Source organism: Massilia sp. FBCC-B171 (assembly GCF_059134155.1).
This window is the reverse complement of record NZ_CP101443.1, coordinates 1,206,207-1,222,978: the sequence shown is the minus strand read 5'-3', so window position 1 is coordinate 1,222,978 and position 16,772 is coordinate 1,206,207. Positions and strand designations below refer to the sequence as shown.

The following is a 16,772-nucleotide window of genomic DNA, read 5'->3' as shown; positions in this document are numbered from 1 at the left end:
GACCATGGACAGCCTCGACCTCGACGTACTCAAGACCGCATCCGGCTGGCTCGATGCCGGACACCGCTGCGAACTGGTCACCGTCATCAAGACCTGGGGCTCCAGTCCGCGTCCGATCGGCGCGACGCTGGCCGTGCGCGACGATGGGCGCGTGATCGGCTCGGTGTCGGGCGGCTGCATCGAGGACGACCTGATCGAGAACGTGCGTGCGAAAGGCATCTCGCCCGACGCCAGGCCGCACGTCGTCAGCTACGGCATCAGCGCCGACGACGCGCACCGCTTCGGCCTGCCCTGCGGCGGCACCATCGAGCTGGCGATCGAGCCCCTGCATGGCGCCAGCGGGATGCGCGAGCTGCTGCAGCGCCTCGAAGGCGGCGAGCTGCTGGAACGGCGCCTGGACCTCAATAGCGGCGCGGTCACGCTGGCGCCCGCCACGCCGGGCAGCGTGCTGCACCTGGAGAACGAAGTGCTGACCACCGTGCACGGGCCGCGCTGGCGCCTGTTCATCATCGGCGCCGGCCCGCTGTCGCGCTTCCTGGCCCAGGTGGCCAGCGCCATGGACTACCGCGTCATCGTCTGCGACCCGCGCGAGGAATACCGCGCCGACTGGAACGTGGCGGGCACGGAACTGGTGCACAGCATGCCGGACGACCTCATGATCGAAGCGAAGCTGGACGCGCGCAGCGCCGTCGTTGCCTTGACCCACGATCCGAAACTCGACGACCTGGCGCTGATGGAAGCATTGAAATCCGACGCCTTCTATGTGGGCGCGATCGGCTCGCGCCTGAACAACGCGCGCCGGCGCGAGCGCCTCAAACTGTTCGACCTGAGCGACGCGCAGCTCGCGCGCCTGCATGGCCCGATCGGCCTCTACATCGGCAGCAAGACGCCGTCGGAAATCGGCATTGCGATCCTGGCCGAGATGACGGCGATTAAAAACGGCGTGCCGACGGCGATGCTGGTGCCGCATGCGAATGCGCCGCAGCCTGCCACCACCGAGGTCTGCGCGCTGTAGAGCGCAATTAAACTCGCGAGCAATAAACGGCTTGCGCAGCGCCCGGCCTTGCGCGACCATGCGCTTCCGCTTCCCCAATCGACCATGAACACAGCCAATTTCCTGCGCCTCTTGCTGCTGGCCGCCATCTGGGGCAGCTCCTTTCTTTTCATGCGCATCGGCGCCCCGGTGCTCGGGCCGGCCGTGCTGATCGAATACCGGGTGCTGTTCGCGGCGCTGTTCCTGGCCGCGGTCGGCCTGGTACTGCGCAAGCGTCTCGACCTGCGCGCCAACTGGAAGCATTACCTGATGCTGGGCTTTTTCAATTCGGCCCTGCCCTTCCTGTTATTCGCGTACGGCGCGCGCACGCTGACCGCCTCGGTGCTGTCGGTGCTGAACGCGACCGCGCCGATGTGGGGCGCGCTGATCGGCGCGCTATGGGCGCGCCAGCCGATCACGCTGCGTAGCGGCAGTGGCCTCTTGCTCGGGACCGCGGGCGTGGCCCTGCTGGTCGGCTTCGACGACGTCTCGCGCCTGCCCGGCGCGGGCCTGGCGCTTGCCGCCGCGCTGGGCGGGGCGCTGTGCTACAGCATCGCCAGCCTGTACGCGAAGTCCGCCAAAACGGTAGAGCCCTTCGCCAATGCGCACGGCACGATGTGGGCGGCTGCGCTGTTCGTGCTGCCGGCCCTGCCCTTCTTCCCCGCGCCGGCCACGCCAACGCCGGGCGTGTGGGCCGCCGTGCTGGCCCTGGGCGTGGTCTGCAGCGGCATCGCCTACCTGCTCTATTTCCGCTTGGTCGCGGAAGTCGGGCCGACCTCGGCCCTGACCGTCACCTTCCTCAATCCCGTGTTCGGCATTCTCTGGGGCGCGCTGTTCCTGGGCGAGGCGGTTGGCTGGCACACGCTGGCGGGCGTGGCGACCGTACTGGTCGGCACCGCGCTGGTGACGGGCTTCGTGCCGCGCTTCGGCCGCCCGGCGGTTGCCGCCGGCAAGCCATGACCAGCCAGGCGCTGTCGATTGCGCTGCCGCCCCACTACCGCAGCGCCGACGTCCTCGCCTTTCATGCGCGCGATGCCGAAGGGCTGGCGGAGCAGGTTGCGTGCGAACGCATCCGCAAGGCCGTATTGCTAGGCAGCGTGCCGGTGCTGCTGGACGTGACGCTGACACCCAGCTCAGCCGCGTGCCGCATCGAGGCCGATGGCGCACTGGACGCCGCCACGCTGGCGCTGGCGCACGCAGCCTTGATGAGCATCCTGGCGCTGCGCATCGATCCGGCGCCTTTCGAGGCTTTCGTTCAGGACGACCCGGCATTTGGGCCGCTGGTGGCGCGCCAGCCGGGGCTGCGCATCGTGCAGTCGGCGAGTGTGTTCGAAGCGCTGACCTGGGCCATCATCGGCCAGCAGATCAATCTACCGTTCGCCATCAGCCTGCGCCGCACTTTCATTGCGCAGGCGGGACGGGCGCACAGCAGCGGTTTGTGGTGCTATCCGGAGGCGCACGATGTCGCCCGGCTGGACCTGGAGGCGCTCACCAGCCGCAAGTTCTCGCGCGCCAAGGCGGAGACGCTGCTGCGCGTGGCGCGCATGATGGCCGAAGGGGAATTGCAGCTGGTGCAGGAGGACGATCCGGCGCGTGCCGCGGCGGCGCTGCTGGCGATCAAGGGGATCGGGCCGTGGACGGTGAATTACACGCTGCTGCGGGGGTATGGCTATGCGGATTGCTCGCTCGAAGGGGATGTGGCGATACGCAGTGCGCTGGGGAGATTGCTCGGAGAAGTGGGAAAGCCGGACCAGGGGCGGACGCAGGCGTGGTTGGCGCGGTACCGGCCGCATCGGACGATGGCGGCGGCGTATTTGTGGGCGAGTTTGAGCCAATCGGCGAGTTAACGCGGATCGATTGGATGCGTCCGTACATATCCGGCCGCGTGGGGAAAGTAACCGGGTTGGCAGATCAATTCCAGCGTGGCAAGCCCTCCAGATGCTGGGCGCTCTCCCCCGAAAAACGGATGAGCTCGTGCAAGGGTACCGTCGCCAGGTTTTCGCTGCCGTAGTGGCCGCCGAGGGCGCTCGGTATTTTCAGGCAATAGGTGCGGTCGTCGGTGAGCGGGCCAAGCGTCGATTCGGCCAGGTCGACCACTTCCGGCATGTACCAGTCGTTCAGAAAATCCTGGTTGTAGGAGAGCGCGTCGAGGGCGGCACGGTCTTCGGCGACCGGTTCGCAGCACAGGTCTTGCGGACGCAAGCGCCAGTAGCTGCCGTCGGCGTCGCGCAGGATCAGGTTGCCGAAAGAGTTGGCGCCGAGTATTTCGACAGCCCGCAAGCCCATCCATCCCCAGGCATCGTTGATGTCGTCGACAGTAATCATGGTCTAACCCGCGTGTGAGCTCAGGACTTGTTGGACACCGACGGGTTCGGCAAGTGCGGCCAATCTGCTTGCCCTTTGACACAGGTCGAGTTCGCCTGAGGGAAATGAAAAAAGCCGGTACTTCTTTTTAGAAAGTACCGGCTTCTTCGTAATTCTGGTTGCGGGGACAGGATTTGAACCTGTGACCTTCGGGTTATGAGCCCGACGAGCTGCCAGACTGCTCCACCCCGCGTCTGTGAAACGAATTATACGCGGCTTCAGCCGTTTAGGCAAACCTGATGCAAGAGGCATGGTCGATTGACGCCTTCAATAGCATCCGGGCAATACTGCTGTCGAGCCGGCGCGGCGGCACAGTCGCTGCAATCGGGTGTAAAGTAGGCGCATATTCATTCTCTCCATCCTCTATGAACTTTTGTTCCGAGTGCGGCCATGCGGTCGCGCTAAGCATCCCTGAAGGCGACAACCGCCCGCGCCATGTGTGCACGCAGTGCGGCACGATTCATTACCAGAACCCGAAAATGGTGATCGGCTCCATTCCCGTCTGGGAGCACGGCGGCAAGCTGCAAGTGCTGCTGTGCCGGCGCGCCATCGAACCGCGCCATGGCTACTGGACGCTGCCGGCCGGTTTCATGGAAAACGGCGAAACGACGAGCGAAGCGGCCATTCGCGAAACGGAAGAAGAAGCCGGCGCCAACATCGAGATCGGCCCGCTGTTCTCCCTGCTCAATGTCGCCCATGTCCACCAGGTGCACATGTTCTACCTGGCGCGCCTGCTCGACCTCGATTTCGCGCCGGGCGAAGAAAGCCTGGACGTGCAGCTGTTCGAAGAACGCGAGATCCCTTGGGACGAGCTGGCTTTCCCGACAATTCGCACAACGCTGGAACTCTTCTTTGCAGACCGCGTCAAAATGCGCGAGGGCGCCGTCAACGCGTATGGCGTGCATAGCCATGACATCCGGCGCCCGATGATTGCTCCACGCGAGCCCGACTGAACCGAGAACGGCATGATTCCCTGGCTTGATGCGCATACGCCGTTTCCCGACGTATCCGAGGCGCTGACAATCGACGCGCCCGGGCTGCTCGCGGCCGGCGCCGACCTGTCGCCGCGCCGCCTGCTGCTCGCCTACCAGAACGGCATCTTCCCCTGGTTCTCGGAAGGCCAGCCCATCCTCTGGTGGAGCACCGATCCGCGCATGGTGCTCTACACCAGCGACTTCAAGCTCAGCGACAGCCTCAGGAAAACCCTGCGCCGCGTCGAGCGCAGCCGGGCCGAAGGCGGGCGCTGGCAGGTGCGCTTCGACAGCGACTTCGAAGCCGTGATGCGCGCCTGCGCCGCCCCGCGCAAGGATGGACCGGGCACCTGGATTTCCGAAGACATCATCGACGGCTATACCGGCCTGCACGCGCTGGGCTACGCGCATTCGGCCGAAGTCTGGTGCGACGGCGAACTGGTCGGCGGCGCCTACGGCGTGTGCATCGGCCACATGTTTTATGGCGAGTCGATGTTCGCGCGCGTCTCGGATGCCTCGAAGGTGGCGCTGGCCTACCTGGTCGCCTTCCTGCGCGCGAACGGCGTGCGCATGGTCGACTGCCAGCAGGAAACAGGCCACCTGGCCTCGCTGGGCGCCGCACCGATCCCGCGCGCGGTATTCCTGCAACACCTGCGGGCGGCGATCCGCGAGCCGGCGATTACCTCGTGGGAACCGGTCGCACCGTTCTGAGCGCGCGCGATACCGTGCGCGCGGCCGCTTTCGTTAGAATAGGGCCATCACGTCGTCCCGAGAGCTCTGCATGACGCACCTTAATGACCTGCCCTTCTCCACGCTGCAGTTCTATACGACCGCCCCGTATCCGTGCAGCTACCTCGACGCCCGCCAGGCGCGTTCGCAGGTCGCCACGCCTTCGCACCTGATCAATGCGGACGTGTATTCGGAACTGGTGAAGAACGGCTTTCGCCGCAGCGGCATCTTTACCTACCGTCCGTATTGCGACGGCTGCCAGGCCTGCATCCCGGTGCGCGTGCGCTGCGCCGAGTTCACGCCGAACCGCGCCCAGCGCCGCGCCTGGAAGCGCCATGACGACCTTTCCGCCATGGTCGCCAACCTCTCGTTCTCCGACGAGCACTACGCGCTCTACCTGCGCTACCAGACCACGCGCCACGTCGGCGGCGGCATGGACCAGGACAGCCGCGACCAGTACGCCCAGTTCCTGCTGCAAAGCCGGGTCAACACGCGCCTGGTGGAATTTCGCGAGCCCGACGGCCTGCTGCGCATGGTCTCGATCATCGACGTCCTGTCGGACGGGCTGTCGTCGGTCTACACCTTCTTCGACCCCGACCTGCCCGGCGCCTCCTTCGGCACCTATAACGTGATGTGGCAGGTGGCCCAGGCGCGCGAACTCGGCCTGCCCTATGTCTACCTCGGCTACTGGATCGAACAGAGTCCGAAGATGGCCTATAAAATCAACTTCCGGCCGCTGGAGGCACGCATCAGCGGCAACTGGGGCATCCTCGAGCGCTGAGCGTCTAATAAAAACTCCATGGCTGCGTTGCATCGTCTCGCCGTACTATCGTACTGTCTTCGACAATGCGCCTTGCCCTGGAGCTTTTATTAGACGCTCTGGCTTGCACTTCGCGCACGGTACAATAACGCGACCCCATTTTCGAGCGCTCCATGTCCCAAAAAATCCTGTACACCCTCGCCCGTCCCCTGCTGTTCACGCTGGCTGCGGAAACCGCCCACAACCTGACCCTGCCGGCCCTGCGCAGCGCAGCGCAGCGCGGCGTGACCGGGATGTTCAAGAAGCCGGCGCCCGATCCGCGCACCGTGATGGGAATCACCTTCCCGAATCCGGTGGGCCTGGCCGCGGGACTGGACAAGGATGGCGCGTATATCGACGGCCTGGCGGCGCTGGGCTTCGGGTCGATCGAGATCGGCACCGTGACGCCGCGCGCGCAGGTCGGCAATCCGAAGCCGCGCATGTTCCGCATTCCCGCCGCGCGCGGCATCATCAACCGCATGGGCTTCAATAACGGCGGCGTCGACGCCTTTGTCGCCAACGTCAAGGCCTCGCGCTTCTACCAGGAACAGAGCGGCGTGCTGGGCCTGAACATCGGCAAGAACGCCGACACCCCGATCGAACGCGCCGCCGACGACTACCTCGAATGCCTGCGCAAGGTCTATCCCTACGCCAGCTACGTTACGGTGAACATCTCGTCGCCGAACACGAAGAACCTGCGCCAGCTGCAGGGCGCCTCCGAACTCGACGCGCTGCTGTCGCAACTGAAGGCCGAGCAGACGCGCCTGGCCGACGACTACGGCCGCTACGTGCCGCTGGCCCTGAAAATCGCACCGGACATCGACGCCGAGCAGATCCGCGACATCGCCGGCGCCCTGCTGCGCCACAAGATCGACGGCGTGATCGCCACCAACACGACGCTCAACCGGCGCGACGTCGAGCGCCACAGGCACGGCATGGAAACCGGCGGCGTGTCGGGCGCGCCGGTGTTCGACCTGTCGAACATCGTGATCCGCGCCATGAAGAAGGAACTGGGCGACGCGATCCCGATCATCGGCGTCGGCGGCATCCTGTCGGGCCAGGACGCGCGCGAGAAAATCGCGGCCGGCGCCCAGCTGGTGCAGCTCTACAGCGGCCTGATTTACCGCGGCCCGTCGCTGGTGCGCGAGTGCGCCGAGGCGCTGCGCACGTCCGCGCGCTAGCCGGCAATCACGGCGCCGCGCTCCCGTGCGGCAAGCGCTCGCCGTTGGCCAGGCCCCAGGCCATCACCGCGAGCACCTGCGCCGCCTGCGTCAGCGCGGCGCGGTCGACGTGGTCGAGCGAATCGACCTGGCTGTGCTGGGTGTGGCTGCGGTAGTCGCGCTCGTCCTGCAGCGCCGGGAAAGCCGGAACGCCCTGTTCCGCGAAAGGCTGGAAGTCCGATCCGCCGGCCTGGCCATAGACCACATCGAGCGGCCCCACGCGGGCGGCCGGCGCGGCGGCCTTCGACAAGGCTGCGTACCAGGCTTCGTTGCGCATGTCGGGAAACCCGGTGATGCGTCCGCTGCCGGTATCCTTGACCAGCACCGCCTGGATCCGCGCCAGTTCGCCGCGGTGCGCCGCGACATAGGCCCGGCTTCCCAGCAGCCCCTGCTCTTCTCCCGAGAACAGCACGATGCGCAAGGCGCGCTTCGGACGCAGGCCAAGCGCATGCCAGGCCCGCAGTACCTCCAGCATGGCGACCGCGCCGGTACCGTTGTCGGTCGCCCCCACGCCCAAGTCCCAGGAATCGAGATGCGCGCCCAGCACGACCATGTCGCCACTGCCGTCGCTGCCCGGGTAGTCGGCGACGACGTTATGGGCCACGGCCGGCCGCGCGGCAAAGCGCCCGCCCAGCGCCAGCTCGACCTGCGGCACGATCCCGCGCGCCAGCAGGCGTTTCAGTACGTTGGCGTGTTCGCCCGTGAGGATCGCGGCGCGCTGGTCGAACAGCGAGCCCGGCCCGCCCCACATGTCGCGCAGGCCGTTGCCTTTCGATGAGACCAGCAGCACGCCGGCCAGGCGGGCGTCGCGGATCGCCTGGGCGGCGTCGGCACGATAACGCGCCATGTCCTTGCGCTGCTCCGGGGTGGCTTTGAATATCGACTCGACCAGCACGATCTTGCCTTTCAATGCGGGCGCCGCCGCCTTGAACTCGTCCAGCGTCTTCGCCTCGAGCAGCGCCACCTGCGCGCGTACAAGCCCCGCCGTGCCCTCGGTCCAGCCTTTCTGCACGACGTCGAGCGCCATCCCATTGGCATTCAACAGTCGCGCCCGTGCCGCACCGCGATGCCAGGGGCGCCCCATGTCGTAAGCCTCCAGACGGACGTTGACGGCACCATAGGCGCGCAGCCGCGCCATGGCCCAGTCCTGCGCGCGGCGCAGCTGGGACGAACCGGTGAGCCGGGAACCGATGTCGTCGCACAGCTGCTCCAGGTTCGGCATCAGCTCGGCGTGTTGGCCGATTTCCTCGATCAAGCGTTCTTCAGGCGTGGGCGAGGCTTGCGCCAGCGCGGCAGCACACAGCATCCATCCACTCAGCAGCGCCAGGAATCGTCGCATCATGGGCTCCCGGTCAGCGGCGCGGCATCGGCGGCAGGCGCGCGACGAACTGCGCCAGCGTGCCCTTGTCGCGGGCGGCGACGGCCTCGTCCAGCTCGGCGCTGCGGATCGCAGGGTTTTGGGGGAGCATGCTTTCGTAGGCGCGCAGCACGCCTTCCAGGCCGGCGACCGTGGTCGCATCCAGGCTTTCCGGGGTCTTTTGCGGATCCTTGACCTGGTGCTTCAACTGCCAGGCAGCGGCGCTGATCGCGTGCTGGAACATCGCCACGCGCTTGAGTTCACCCTTGGCTGCGCCATTCATCAGCCAGAACACGCCTTTGTCGGGCCCGAAGAAGTAATCCGGGACTTCATCGAGCCACTTGCGGAACCAGCGCCCGTCGGGCGAGGTCATGACGGACACGGGATCCTTGTCGGCGGCCGCTGCGATCTGTTCGACACGGGTCGTTTCCTCGGGGGTGGCCGGCCCGCGGGCCGTTTGCGCCTGTGCGGGCAGCGCCAGGCTCAGCGTAACCAGCACGGCGGCGGACAGAAGCTGTAGACAATTCTTGATGGAGCGCTGCATGTTCATGGTTTCTCTCACAGGGTTCGAACGGGATGTTCGCCCCACACCCTTTGCAAGCAGCGTGCCATGCGCTAAGCGATTAATATCTAAGGGGTTTTAACGATTTTCGAAGGCCGTCCATGTGCGTATCCGGACATCGTTGTCCGGATACGGGCATCCCTGCCCGGCGCCGGCGCCATGCTAAGATGGCCACGAACCGGCCCCATGGAAAACCTATGAAACGCACACAACTCGGACGCAGCGACCTGCAGGTGTCGACTGTCTGCCTCGGCACGATGACCTTCGGCGAGCAGAACACGGAACTGGACGCGCACCGCCAGCTCGACTACGCGGTCGAGCGCGGCATCAATTTCATCGACACGGCGGAGATGTATCCCGTCATGGGCCGCGCCGAAACGCAGGGCGCGACCGAGCGCTTCATCGGCAGCTGGCTGAAAGCACGCGGCCGCCGCGACGAGCTCGTCATCGCCTCGAAAATCGCCGGACCGAATGCGAGCATGGGCTGGATCCGCGGTCCTTCGCATAATCTCGACGCCGCCAACATCCGCGCCGCCGTCGAAACCAGCCTGCAGCGCCTGCAGACGGATTACATCGACCTCTATCAGATCCACTGGCCAAGCCGTAACCTGCCGATATTTGGCGCCAACAGTTTCAATCCGAAGCGCGAGCGGTCGAGCGTGCCGATCGAGGAAACCCTGGGCGCGCTGGGCGAACTGGTCACGGCCGGCAAGATCCGCGCGATCGGCGTGTCGAACGAGAGTGCATGGGGCGTGTGCGAATACGTGAAGCAGGCCGAAATGCATGGCCTGCCGCGCATTGCCACGATCCAGAATTTATATAACCTGACCGCCCGGGCGTTCGAAACGTCGCTGCTGGACGAGACCTGCTTCCGTGCCGAGGTCAGTCTGCTGGCCTACAGCCCGCTGGCCTTCGGGCAGCTCACGGCAAAATACCTGGACGATCCGAAGGCGAAAGGACGGCTGACGATCTTCCCGGAGAACTGGAGTCCGCGCTACGTGCGTCCGGAGGTGCTGGCGGCCACTGCCGAATATGCGGCGCTGGCGCGTTCGAATGGAATGACGCCGGCGCAGATGGCGCTGGCCTGGTGTTATTCGCGCTGGTTCGTGAGCTCGACCATTATTGGGGCGACGAACCTGAAGCAGTTGGAGGAGAACATTGACGCGGCATCGATCGTCTTGCCTGAGGAAGTGGTGAAGGCGATCGATGCGATTCACGGACGGATCACGAATCCGGGGCAGTAAGACGGCGTGGTTTTCGGAAGGTCGTTGAACGCGTGGGCGGGGAACCCGCCCACCCTTCTATGAAGACTGTCAAGGAGCGTGTGCGATCTTGCCTCTCCTGGTAGCTATCTGGTTGATGCTGCTGTCGTAAAGCTCTTGGTCATCTGTCCGTGAGACATTGGCGTCTCACCACCTTCTATCCGTTGGGCTGTTTGTCCAACTGAATCCTGCATGCGCGTTGCGCTCAGGTGACCTCGTTAAGGCAAGCCCCATCTACTAGCGTCGGCTGTTGGTTGACAGCCAGGGTGGGCCACGGGCTTGCAAGCTTCACACTGCAAAACTTCCTGCTCGTCATACTGCCGCTTCGATTATCTTGCCAGTCCTTGGTTTGAGCTCAGCGCCGTCGGGCATCACGCCGTCCTTCAGGTAACGCCAGAGGGCAATGGCCAATCGTCGGGCCACAGCCACGATGCAGACCCGCCGGCCACGCTTGCCCGCCGAAGGGGCGTCGGTGCCGCTGTTGGTTCGTCGCTTGAACCACTGGGCCAGCGCACTGTCGGGCTGGTGGCGCAGCCACATCCAGGCCATCTCGACGAGCAAGGCGCGCACCCGGCGATTGCCCTGCTTGCTGATGCCCTGGTCGACCCGGCGTTGCCCGCTGTCGTACGGTTGAGGTACCAGTCCCACGCAACTGCCGACCTGGCGGGCATTGTCGAACTGGCGCCAGAACAGTTCGAGGACCAGGCGCTGCGCGCCGACCGGGCCGACACCGCGCAGCTTCTGCAGCGTGGCGGCCGAGGACGCCGCAGCGGGGGGTAACAGCCGGGGCAACTGGGCTTCCAGTTCGTGAAATTGCTGGGTCACCAGCGCCAGCCGATCGCATTCCCTCATCAGGCGCTGTCGCAGGCACTGCGGCAGCGCAACGCCGTCATGGCAGATGATTTCGTTGCGTCCGAGCTGTTCGGCAAACTTCGGTCCGACTTCCATCCAGCAGCCGACGGTACGCAGCAACTTCGTGATGCGGTCCCGGTGCTGCGTGATTTCCTTTTGCAACTGGCCGCGGTCGCGTACGAGGTGACGCGTCGCTTCGTCCTCAGCCGCCGGCACCGATACTGCCCGCAGCCGGTCACGCTCGCCGCGCAGCCAGCCGCGCAGGCACGACAGCAGGCGCAACGCGTCGAGTCGGTCGGTCTTGGCGCGCCGGGCGTGGCGTTCCACGGGAATGCTCGCTGGATCGGCGACCACGACTTCGTATCCATGTTTCTGCAAGGCCCGGCAAATCCAGAACCCGTCCTGGCCTGCCTCATACAACACCACGACGCGACAGTCTGGGGGCAAGCCCCATTTCCCTCGTTCTGCTTCGATTAGCCCAATCAATTCGGCTAACCGGTTAGAGGCGCTTGCCTGCTTCGTGTTGTGCACTGAGGGCCGCTCGTGCGCATCGTCCTGCAACGCCACTTTCCAGTTCTTGCACGCAAGTTCGAGCGAGGCTGTCAGCGTCTGGTGGGTGAGCGTAATATCCTGAGTGTGAGCCGGTTGCATGTCGTTCTCCTAAATCTGCGTTTCGAACTCTCAGGTTAGGACTCGATCTGCAAATCGGCTCACTTTTTTTTCATCATAGGATCTACGGGTATCAACCGGAGGGATGTAGGGTGGGCGGCTTTGCCGCCCACGCGTCGATAGTTACATTCAGCGCAGCCGAAACCGCGTCAGCAGAACATTAAATCGCCATCGCCTCATCCGCCACCAGCGAGCGCTCGATATCCGCCCGTGTAAATCCAGGCGCGAAGCGTTCGATAAAGTGATACGCATACGCCCGCAAATACGCCCCGCGCCGCACCGCCAGGCGCGTCACGTTCGGCGCAAACAGGTGCGAGGATTCGATCGCCCGCAAGCCCTTGTCGCGCCCATGGTCAAACGCCATCGAGGCGATGATGCCGACCCCCATCCCCAGCGACACGTACTGCTTGATGACGTCCGAGTCCATGGCCGTGAGCACCATGTCCGGCGCCAGCCCGACCTTGGCAAAGGCCGTGTCGATATGGCCGCGGCCCGTGTAGCCGACGTCGTAGGTGATCAGGGGATGCTCGGCCAGGTCTTCCAGGCGCAACGGCGTTTTGGAGAGCAGCGGGTGCCCGTCGGGCGCCACCACCACGTGGCTCCAGCGGTAGCACGGAAAGGACACCAGATCCGGGAAGGTGGACAGACCTTCGGTGGCGATGCCGATGTCGGCGCGGCCCGACAGCACGTATTCGGCGATGTGTTCCGGTGCGCTTTGCTGCAGGGCGATGCGCACGTTCGGGAAGGCGTTGCGGAAGGACTGCACCACCTGCGGCAGCGCATAGCGCGCCTGGGTGTGGGTGACGGCAATCGTCAGCGTGCCGCTGTCCTGGGCCGAATACTCCTGGCTCGCCTGCGCCAGGTTTTCCGCTTCCACCAGCAGTCGCTCGACGATTTTCAGGATGCCCTTGCCAGGCGCGGTAAGACCCGTCAGGCGTTTGCCGTTGCGCTCGAAAATGACGACGCCGAGTTCGTCCTCGAGTTCGCGGATCTGGCGCGACACGCCCGGCTGCGAGGTGAACAGCGCGCTGGCCACGTCCGTCAAATTGAAATTGCGGCGCGCGGCTTCGCGCACCGAGCGCAACTGCTGGAAGTTCATATGCCGCCCCCTTCGTCGACGAACACCTGGATCTGGCGCGGACGCACGAGCAGGGTCTCGCCTTCTTTCAGGCCGAGGCCGGCGAAGCGCTCGTTCGGAATCACCGCTTCGATCAGCTGGGCGTTGTCCGCACGTTCGAGGTCGAGCTGGGCCAGCGGGCCGATCGCATGCGCGCGGCGCAGTTTCACCACGATGCCCGGCTTGCCCGGCGTGTAGCGCTCGACATCGAGGTCGTGCGGACGAACGTAGCCGATGCCGTCGGTGTTCTGCACGCTGCCATGGCCGGGCGCATCGAACAGGGCGTCGCCGCTGGCCAGCACGCCGTCGTGCACGCGGCCATGGAACAGGTTCACATTACCGAGGAAGCTGTAGACGAAAGGCGAGGCAGGCGCGTCGTACACGCTTTGCGGCGTGCCGAGCTGCTCGATGCGGCCCTTGTTCATGACCACCACCTGGTCGGCCACTTCAAGCGCTTCTTCCTGGTCGTGGGTCACGAAAATCGAGGTCACGTGCAGGTCGTCGTGCAGGCGGCGCAGCCAGCGGCGCAGTTCCTTGCGCACCTTGGCGTCGAGCGCGCCGAAAGGTTCGTCGAGCAGCAGCACGCGCGGCTCCACGGCCAGGGCGCGCGCCAGGGCGATGCGCTGGCGCTGGCCGCCCGAGAGCTGCGGCGGAAAGCGGTCGGCGATCCAGTCGAGCTGCACGAGTTCCAGCAGCTGCTTGACCTTGTCGCGGATCTGCTGCTCGCTCGGACGTTCCTTGCGCGGACGCACGCGCAGGCCAAAGGCCACGTTCTCGAACACGGTCATGTGCTTGAACAGCGCGTAGTGCTGGAACACGAAGCCGACCTGGCGCTCGCGCACGTGGCTGCCCGATGCATCCTGGCCGTCCAGCAGAACAGAGCCGCTGTCCGGGTGCTCGAGGCCCGCGATGATGCGCAGCAGCGTGGTCTTGCCGCAGCCCGAAGGGCCGAGCAAGGCGGTCAGCTCGCCGTTCGGGAACTGCAGCGAGACGTCGTCGAGGGCCTTGAACTGGCCGAACTGCTTGCGGATGTGTTGGACTTCGATCGTCATTGCGTGCGCTCCGTGGTACCGGCGTCGTCACGCATCGACAGGTGCAGACGCCATTCGATAAAGGACTTGATGGCCAGCGTTACCAGCGCGAGCAGCGCCAGCAAGGATGCGATCGCGAACGCGGCCGTGAAGTTGTATTCGTTGTAGAGGATTTCGACCTGCAGCGGCATGGTATTGGTCTCGCCGCGGATATGGCCCGAGACCACCGACACCGCGCCGAACTCGCCCATCGCCCGCGCATTGCACAGGATGACGCCATACAGCAGGCCCCATTTGATGTTCGGGAGCGTCACGCGGCGGAAGGTCTGCCAGCCGGAGGCGCCCAGCACCAGCGCCGCTTCTTCTTCCTCGGTGCCCTGCTGCTGCATCAAGGGAATCAGCTCGCGCGCGACGAACGGGAAGGTGATGAATACCGTCGCCAGCACGATGCCCGGCACCGCGAACAGGATCTTGATGTCGTGCTCCATCAGCCACTCGCCGAACCAGCCTTGCGCGCCGAACAGCAGCACGTAGATCAGGCCGGCGATCACCGGCGAGACCGAGAACGGCAGGTCGATCAGAGTGAGCAGAATGCTCTTGCCGCGGAACTCGAATTTGGCGATGGCCCAAGCGGCGGACACGCCGAACACCAGGTTCAGCGGGACGGAAATGCCGGCGGCGATCAGGGTCAGCTTGATGGCCGAAATGGCGTCGGGATCGAGGATCGCTTCGACATAGGTGTCCCAGCCGCGTTTCAGCGCTTCGGTGAAGACGGCCACCAGCGGCACGAACAGGAACAGGGTCAGGAAGGCGAGTGCGACGGCGATCAGGGTCCAGCGCACCCAGTTCGGCTCGAAGGCATTGGTTTTCACGGGACGCCCAGCGCGCACGGCGGGGACCAGGGGTTTATCCAGAACGGCGCTCATTTCTTGCCGGCCCTTCTGCGGGTCCAGGCCTGCAACAGGTTGATCGTCAGGAGCAGGATGAAGGAGACGACCAGCATCACGGCCGCAATCGCGGTGGCGCCGGCGTAGTCGTACTGCTCGAGTTTGGTGATGATGAAGAGCGGCGTGATCTCGGACACCATCGGCAGGTTGCCGGCGATGAAAATGACGGAACCGTATTCGCCGGTGGCGCGCGCGAAGGCCAGCGCGAAGCCGGTCAGCAAGGCCGGGATAATCGTCGGCAGGATCACACGGAAGAAGGTCTGCAGCGGGCTCGCACCCAGGCTGGCGGCCGCTTCTTCGAGTTCGCGTTCGGCTTCTTCCAGCACCGGCTGGACCGTGCGCACCACAAAAGGCAGGCCGATGAAGGTCAGCGCGACCACGATGCCCAGCGGCGTGAAGGCGACCTTGATGCCGAATTGCTCGAGGTATTTGCCGATCCAGCCATTGTTCGAATACAGGGCCGTCAGCGTGATGCCGGCCACGGCGGTCGGGAGCGCGAACGGCAGGTCGACCAGGGCGTCGACAAACCGTTTACCGGGAAACTTGTAGCGCACCAGCACCCAGGCGACGATGCCGCCGAAGACCACGTTCAGGCTTGCCGCGATGAGCGAGGCGCCGAAGCTGAGCTTGTAGGAAGCGACCACACGCTCGGAAGTGACCGCGCTCCAGAATGCTTCCCAAGTCATGGTGAAGGTTTTCAGGAAGACGGCCGACAGCGGGATCAGCACGATCAGCGCAAGATAAAAGATCGTGAATCCGAGCGTCAATCCGAAGCCGGGGATCACCCTGCCCGGCGCGCGCGGCTGAAGTATGTTCATGGAGGCCTTATTACAAATTCTTCTAATGGACTGTAATAATCTCACTTTCAACTCATAAACCAAACGAACCAATCTTCATTTGCATAGATGAATTACGCTATTAGCGTGGTGAACCTGTTATCTCCAGCTCGCTTGATTTGCGTTCTTAATAAACCAGCTTCACGGCGACGCCGGTCAGGGTCAGCGCCAGCAAGGCGCGCAGGAAGCGCTCCGGTACCTTGCGGGCAAGCATCGAACCGAGGGTGATGCCCGGCAAGGAACCGATCAGCAGGGTCACCAGCAGGGTCCAGTCGATCGAACCCAGCCACCAGTGGCCGACGGCGGCAATGGCGGTCAGCGGCACGGCGTAGGCGATGTCGGTACCGGCCACTTCCGCCGGGGTCAGCTTCGGGTACAGCATCACGAGCAGGGTCGCGCCGATGGCGCCGGCACCGATCGAGGAAACGGTCACGAGCACACCCAGGATCGCCCCCGACACGATGGTGGCGGTCGTCAGGCCCCTGCCCTGCAGCTGGCGCGACGGTTTGGCGTGGACCCAGGCGAGCATGCGCTTGCGAAACAGCAGCGCGATCACGGTCAGCATGACCGAGCCGGCGATCGAATAGCGGATGAGTTGGCCGATCTCGGCGTCGAGCGCGCCGAAATGGCGCAGGCCGAGCGTGGCGAGGAAGGCGGCAGGCAGCGCACCGATGCACAGGCGGCGCACGATGTCCCAGTGGACGTTGCCGTTGAAGCGGTGGGTAATGGTGCCGGCGCCCTTGGTGATCGAGGCAAAGGCCAGGTCGGTGCCGACCGCGACGGTGGGCGAGACGCCGAACAGCAAGGTCAGGAGCGGCGTCATCAGCGAGCCGCCGCCGACGCCGGTCATCCCGACCAGCAGGCCAACCCCGAATCCGGCGGTAATGTATGTCATCAGCATGGCCCAAGAGTAAGCTGGGTCAGCCGTGGGACAAAGGACGGGTTTGTTATGAGCTTATGCGGGGAGTGGCGATGCGGGTGCTACGGGCCGTCGGTTCATATACGAAAAATGATCCCACGACT

General features: G+C 64.9%; 17 protein-coding genes and 1 tRNA gene. 8 read left to right on the top strand and 10 right to left on the bottom strand.

All coding sequences use genetic code 11. The annotated features are described in order from the left end of the window. Positions 1 to 4 precede the first annotated feature (4 nt). The 3 genes from NMB41_RS05530 (at position 5) to NMB41_RS05520 (ending at position 2,880) form a co-directional block, all read left to right on the top strand. Positions 5 to 1,015, top strand: a complete 1,011-nt coding sequence (locus NMB41_RS05530) for an XdhC family protein (RefSeq protein ID WP_494381473.1) — start codon at positions 5 to 7, stop codon at positions 1,013 to 1,015. 84 nt (positions 1,016 to 1,099) lie between these two features. Then, positions 1,100 to 1,993 (top strand): DMT family transporter, encoded by an 894-nt coding sequence (locus NMB41_RS05525; protein WP_494381472.1) that lies wholly within the window; start codon positions 1,100 to 1,102, stop codon positions 1,991 to 1,993. Further along, positions 1,990 to 2,880: a DNA-3-methyladenine glycosylase family protein gene (locus NMB41_RS05520; RefSeq protein WP_494381471.1), complete on the top strand. Its 891-nt coding sequence runs from the start codon at positions 1,990 to 1,992 to the stop codon at positions 2,878 to 2,880. The genes NMB41_RS05525 and NMB41_RS05520 overlap by 4 nt, the downstream gene beginning before the upstream one ends. A gap of 64 nt (positions 2,881 to 2,944) precedes the next feature. Here NMB41_RS05520 and NMB41_RS05515 read toward each other — a convergent pair whose 3' ends face one another. Both NMB41_RS05515 and NMB41_RS05510 read right to left on the bottom strand, forming a co-directional pair. Then, a complete protein-coding gene (locus tag NMB41_RS05515) occupies positions 2,945 to 3,358 on the bottom strand; it encodes a T6SS immunity protein Tdi1 domain-containing protein (RefSeq protein ID WP_494381470.1) in 414 nt (137 codons plus the stop codon). 155 nt (positions 3,359 to 3,513) lie between these two features. Beyond that, positions 3,514 to 3,590: transfer RNA gene (locus NMB41_RS05510), tRNA-Met, on the bottom strand. 172 nt (positions 3,591 to 3,762) lie between these two features. Here NMB41_RS05510 and NMB41_RS05505 point away from each other — a divergent pair. The 4 genes from NMB41_RS05505 to NMB41_RS05490 all read left to right on the top strand — a co-directional run bounded on the left by NMB41_RS05505 (position 3,763) and on the right by NMB41_RS05490 (position 7,077). Next, positions 3,763 to 4,350, top strand: coding sequence for an NUDIX hydrolase (locus NMB41_RS05505; protein ID WP_494381469.1), 588 nt, complete (start codon positions 3,763 to 3,765; stop codon positions 4,348 to 4,350). Positions 4,351 to 4,362: 12 nt separating this feature from the next. After that, complete coding sequence (gene aat, locus NMB41_RS05500) at positions 4,363 to 5,079, top strand: leucyl/phenylalanyl-tRNA--protein transferase (protein ID WP_494381468.1); 717 nt, start codon at positions 4,363 to 4,365, stop codon at positions 5,077 to 5,079. Positions 5,080 to 5,149: 70 nt separating this feature from the next. Continuing rightward, positions 5,150 to 5,878, top strand: coding sequence for an arginyltransferase (locus NMB41_RS05495; RefSeq protein ID WP_494381467.1), 729 nt, complete (start codon positions 5,150 to 5,152; stop codon positions 5,876 to 5,878). A gap of 152 nt (positions 5,879 to 6,030) precedes the next feature. Beyond that, positions 6,031 to 7,077 carry a quinone-dependent dihydroorotate dehydrogenase gene (locus tag NMB41_RS05490; RefSeq protein ID WP_494381466.1) on the top strand — a complete coding sequence of 349 codons (1,047 nt, stop codon included), beginning with the start codon at positions 6,031 to 6,033 and terminating at the stop codon, positions 7,075 to 7,077. 7 nt (positions 7,078 to 7,084) lie between these two features. Here the strand turns inward: NMB41_RS05490 and NMB41_RS05485 are convergent, their stop codons facing one another. Beyond that, on the bottom strand, positions 7,085 to 8,458 hold the full coding sequence (locus NMB41_RS05485) for a M20/M25/M40 family metallo-hydrolase (protein ID WP_494381465.1): 1,374 nt from the start codon (positions 8,456 to 8,458) through the stop codon (positions 7,085 to 7,087). A gap of 10 nt (positions 8,459 to 8,468) precedes the next feature. After that, on the bottom strand, positions 8,469 to 9,023 hold the full coding sequence (locus NMB41_RS05480) for a hypothetical protein (protein ID WP_494381464.1): 555 nt from the start codon (positions 9,021 to 9,023) through the stop codon (positions 8,469 to 8,471). 209 nt (positions 9,024 to 9,232) lie between these two features. Between NMB41_RS05480 and NMB41_RS05475 the strand changes: the two genes are divergently transcribed. Next, complete coding sequence (locus NMB41_RS05475) at positions 9,233 to 10,279, top strand: aldo/keto reductase (RefSeq protein ID WP_494381463.1); 1,047 nt, start codon at positions 9,233 to 9,235, stop codon at positions 10,277 to 10,279. Between the two features lie 330 nt (positions 10,280 to 10,609). Here NMB41_RS05475 and NMB41_RS05470 read toward each other — a convergent pair whose 3' ends face one another. The 6 genes from NMB41_RS05470 to NMB41_RS05445 form a co-directional block, all read right to left on the bottom strand. Continuing rightward, complete coding sequence (locus NMB41_RS05470) at positions 10,610 to 11,800, bottom strand: IS110 family RNA-guided transposase (protein ID WP_494378481.1); 1,191 nt, start codon at positions 11,798 to 11,800, stop codon at positions 10,610 to 10,612. 178 nt (positions 11,801 to 11,978) lie between these two features. After that, positions 11,979 to 12,917: a CysB family HTH-type transcriptional regulator gene (locus NMB41_RS05465; protein WP_494381462.1), complete on the bottom strand. Its 939-nt coding sequence runs from the start codon at positions 12,915 to 12,917 to the stop codon at positions 11,979 to 11,981. Further along, positions 12,914 to 13,987, bottom strand: coding sequence for a sulfate/molybdate ABC transporter ATP-binding protein (locus NMB41_RS05460; protein ID WP_494381461.1), 1,074 nt, complete (start codon positions 13,985 to 13,987; stop codon positions 12,914 to 12,916). Before NMB41_RS05460 ends, NMB41_RS05465 begins: the two co-directional genes overlap by 4 nt. After that, positions 13,984 to 14,892, bottom strand: coding sequence for a sulfate ABC transporter permease subunit CysW (gene cysW, locus NMB41_RS05455; protein WP_494381460.1), 909 nt, complete (start codon positions 14,890 to 14,892; stop codon positions 13,984 to 13,986). The genes NMB41_RS05460 and cysW overlap by 4 nt, the downstream gene beginning before the upstream one ends. Further along, positions 14,889 to 15,731, bottom strand: coding sequence for a sulfate ABC transporter permease subunit CysT (gene cysT / locus NMB41_RS05450; protein ID WP_494381459.1), 843 nt, complete (start codon positions 15,729 to 15,731; stop codon positions 14,889 to 14,891). The genes cysW and cysT overlap by 4 nt, the downstream gene beginning before the upstream one ends. A 145-nt stretch (positions 15,732 to 15,876) precedes the next feature. Next, entirely contained in the window at positions 15,877 to 16,650 is a 774-nt protein-coding gene (locus NMB41_RS05445; RefSeq protein ID WP_494381458.1) for a sulfite exporter TauE/SafE family protein, read from the bottom strand. Positions 16,651 to 16,772: the final 122 nt, after the last annotated feature.

Coding starts and splice junctions, on each gene's coding strand:
- NMB41_RS05530 (WP_494381473.1), top strand. CDS start 5: ATGGACAGCCTCGACCTCGACGTACTCAAGACCGCATCCGGCTGGCTC.
- NMB41_RS05525 (WP_494381472.1), top strand. CDS start 1,100: ATGAACACAGCCAATTTCCTGCGCCTCTTGCTGCTGGCCGCCATCTGG.
- NMB41_RS05520 (WP_494381471.1), top strand. CDS start 1,990: ATGACCAGCCAGGCGCTGTCGATTGCGCTGCCGCCCCACTACCGCAGC.
- NMB41_RS05515 (WP_494381470.1), bottom strand. CDS start 3,358: ATGATTACTGTCGACGACATCAACGATGCCTGGGGATGGATGGGCTTG.
- NMB41_RS05505 (WP_494381469.1), top strand. CDS start 3,763: ATGAACTTTTGTTCCGAGTGCGGCCATGCGGTCGCGCTAAGCATCCCT.
- aat (WP_494381468.1), top strand. CDS start 4,363: ATGATTCCCTGGCTTGATGCGCATACGCCGTTTCCCGACGTATCCGAG.
- NMB41_RS05495 (WP_494381467.1), top strand. CDS start 5,150: ATGACGCACCTTAATGACCTGCCCTTCTCCACGCTGCAGTTCTATACG.
- NMB41_RS05490 (WP_494381466.1), top strand. CDS start 6,031: ATGTCCCAAAAAATCCTGTACACCCTCGCCCGTCCCCTGCTGTTCACG.
- NMB41_RS05485 (WP_494381465.1), bottom strand. CDS start 8,458: ATGATGCGACGATTCCTGGCGCTGCTGAGTGGATGGATGCTGTGTGCT.
- NMB41_RS05480 (WP_494381464.1), bottom strand. CDS start 9,023: ATGAACATGCAGCGCTCCATCAAGAATTGTCTACAGCTTCTGTCCGCC.
- NMB41_RS05475 (WP_494381463.1), top strand. CDS start 9,233: ATGAAACGCACACAACTCGGACGCAGCGACCTGCAGGTGTCGACTGTC.
- NMB41_RS05470 (WP_494378481.1), bottom strand. CDS start 11,800: ATGCAACCGGCTCACACTCAGGATATTACGCTCACCCACCAGACGCTG.
- NMB41_RS05465 (WP_494381462.1), bottom strand. CDS start 12,917: ATGAACTTCCAGCAGTTGCGCTCGGTGCGCGAAGCCGCGCGCCGCAAT.
- NMB41_RS05460 (WP_494381461.1), bottom strand. CDS start 13,987: ATGACGATCGAAGTCCAACACATCCGCAAGCAGTTCGGCCAGTTCAAG.
- cysW (WP_494381460.1), bottom strand. CDS start 14,892: ATGAGCGCCGTTCTGGATAAACCCCTGGTCCCCGCCGTGCGCGCTGGG.
- cysT (WP_494381459.1), bottom strand. CDS start 15,731: ATGAACATACTTCAGCCGCGCGCGCCGGGCAGGGTGATCCCCGGCTTC.
- NMB41_RS05445 (WP_494381458.1), bottom strand. CDS start 16,650: ATGCTGATGACATACATTACCGCCGGATTCGGGGTTGGCCTGCTGGTC.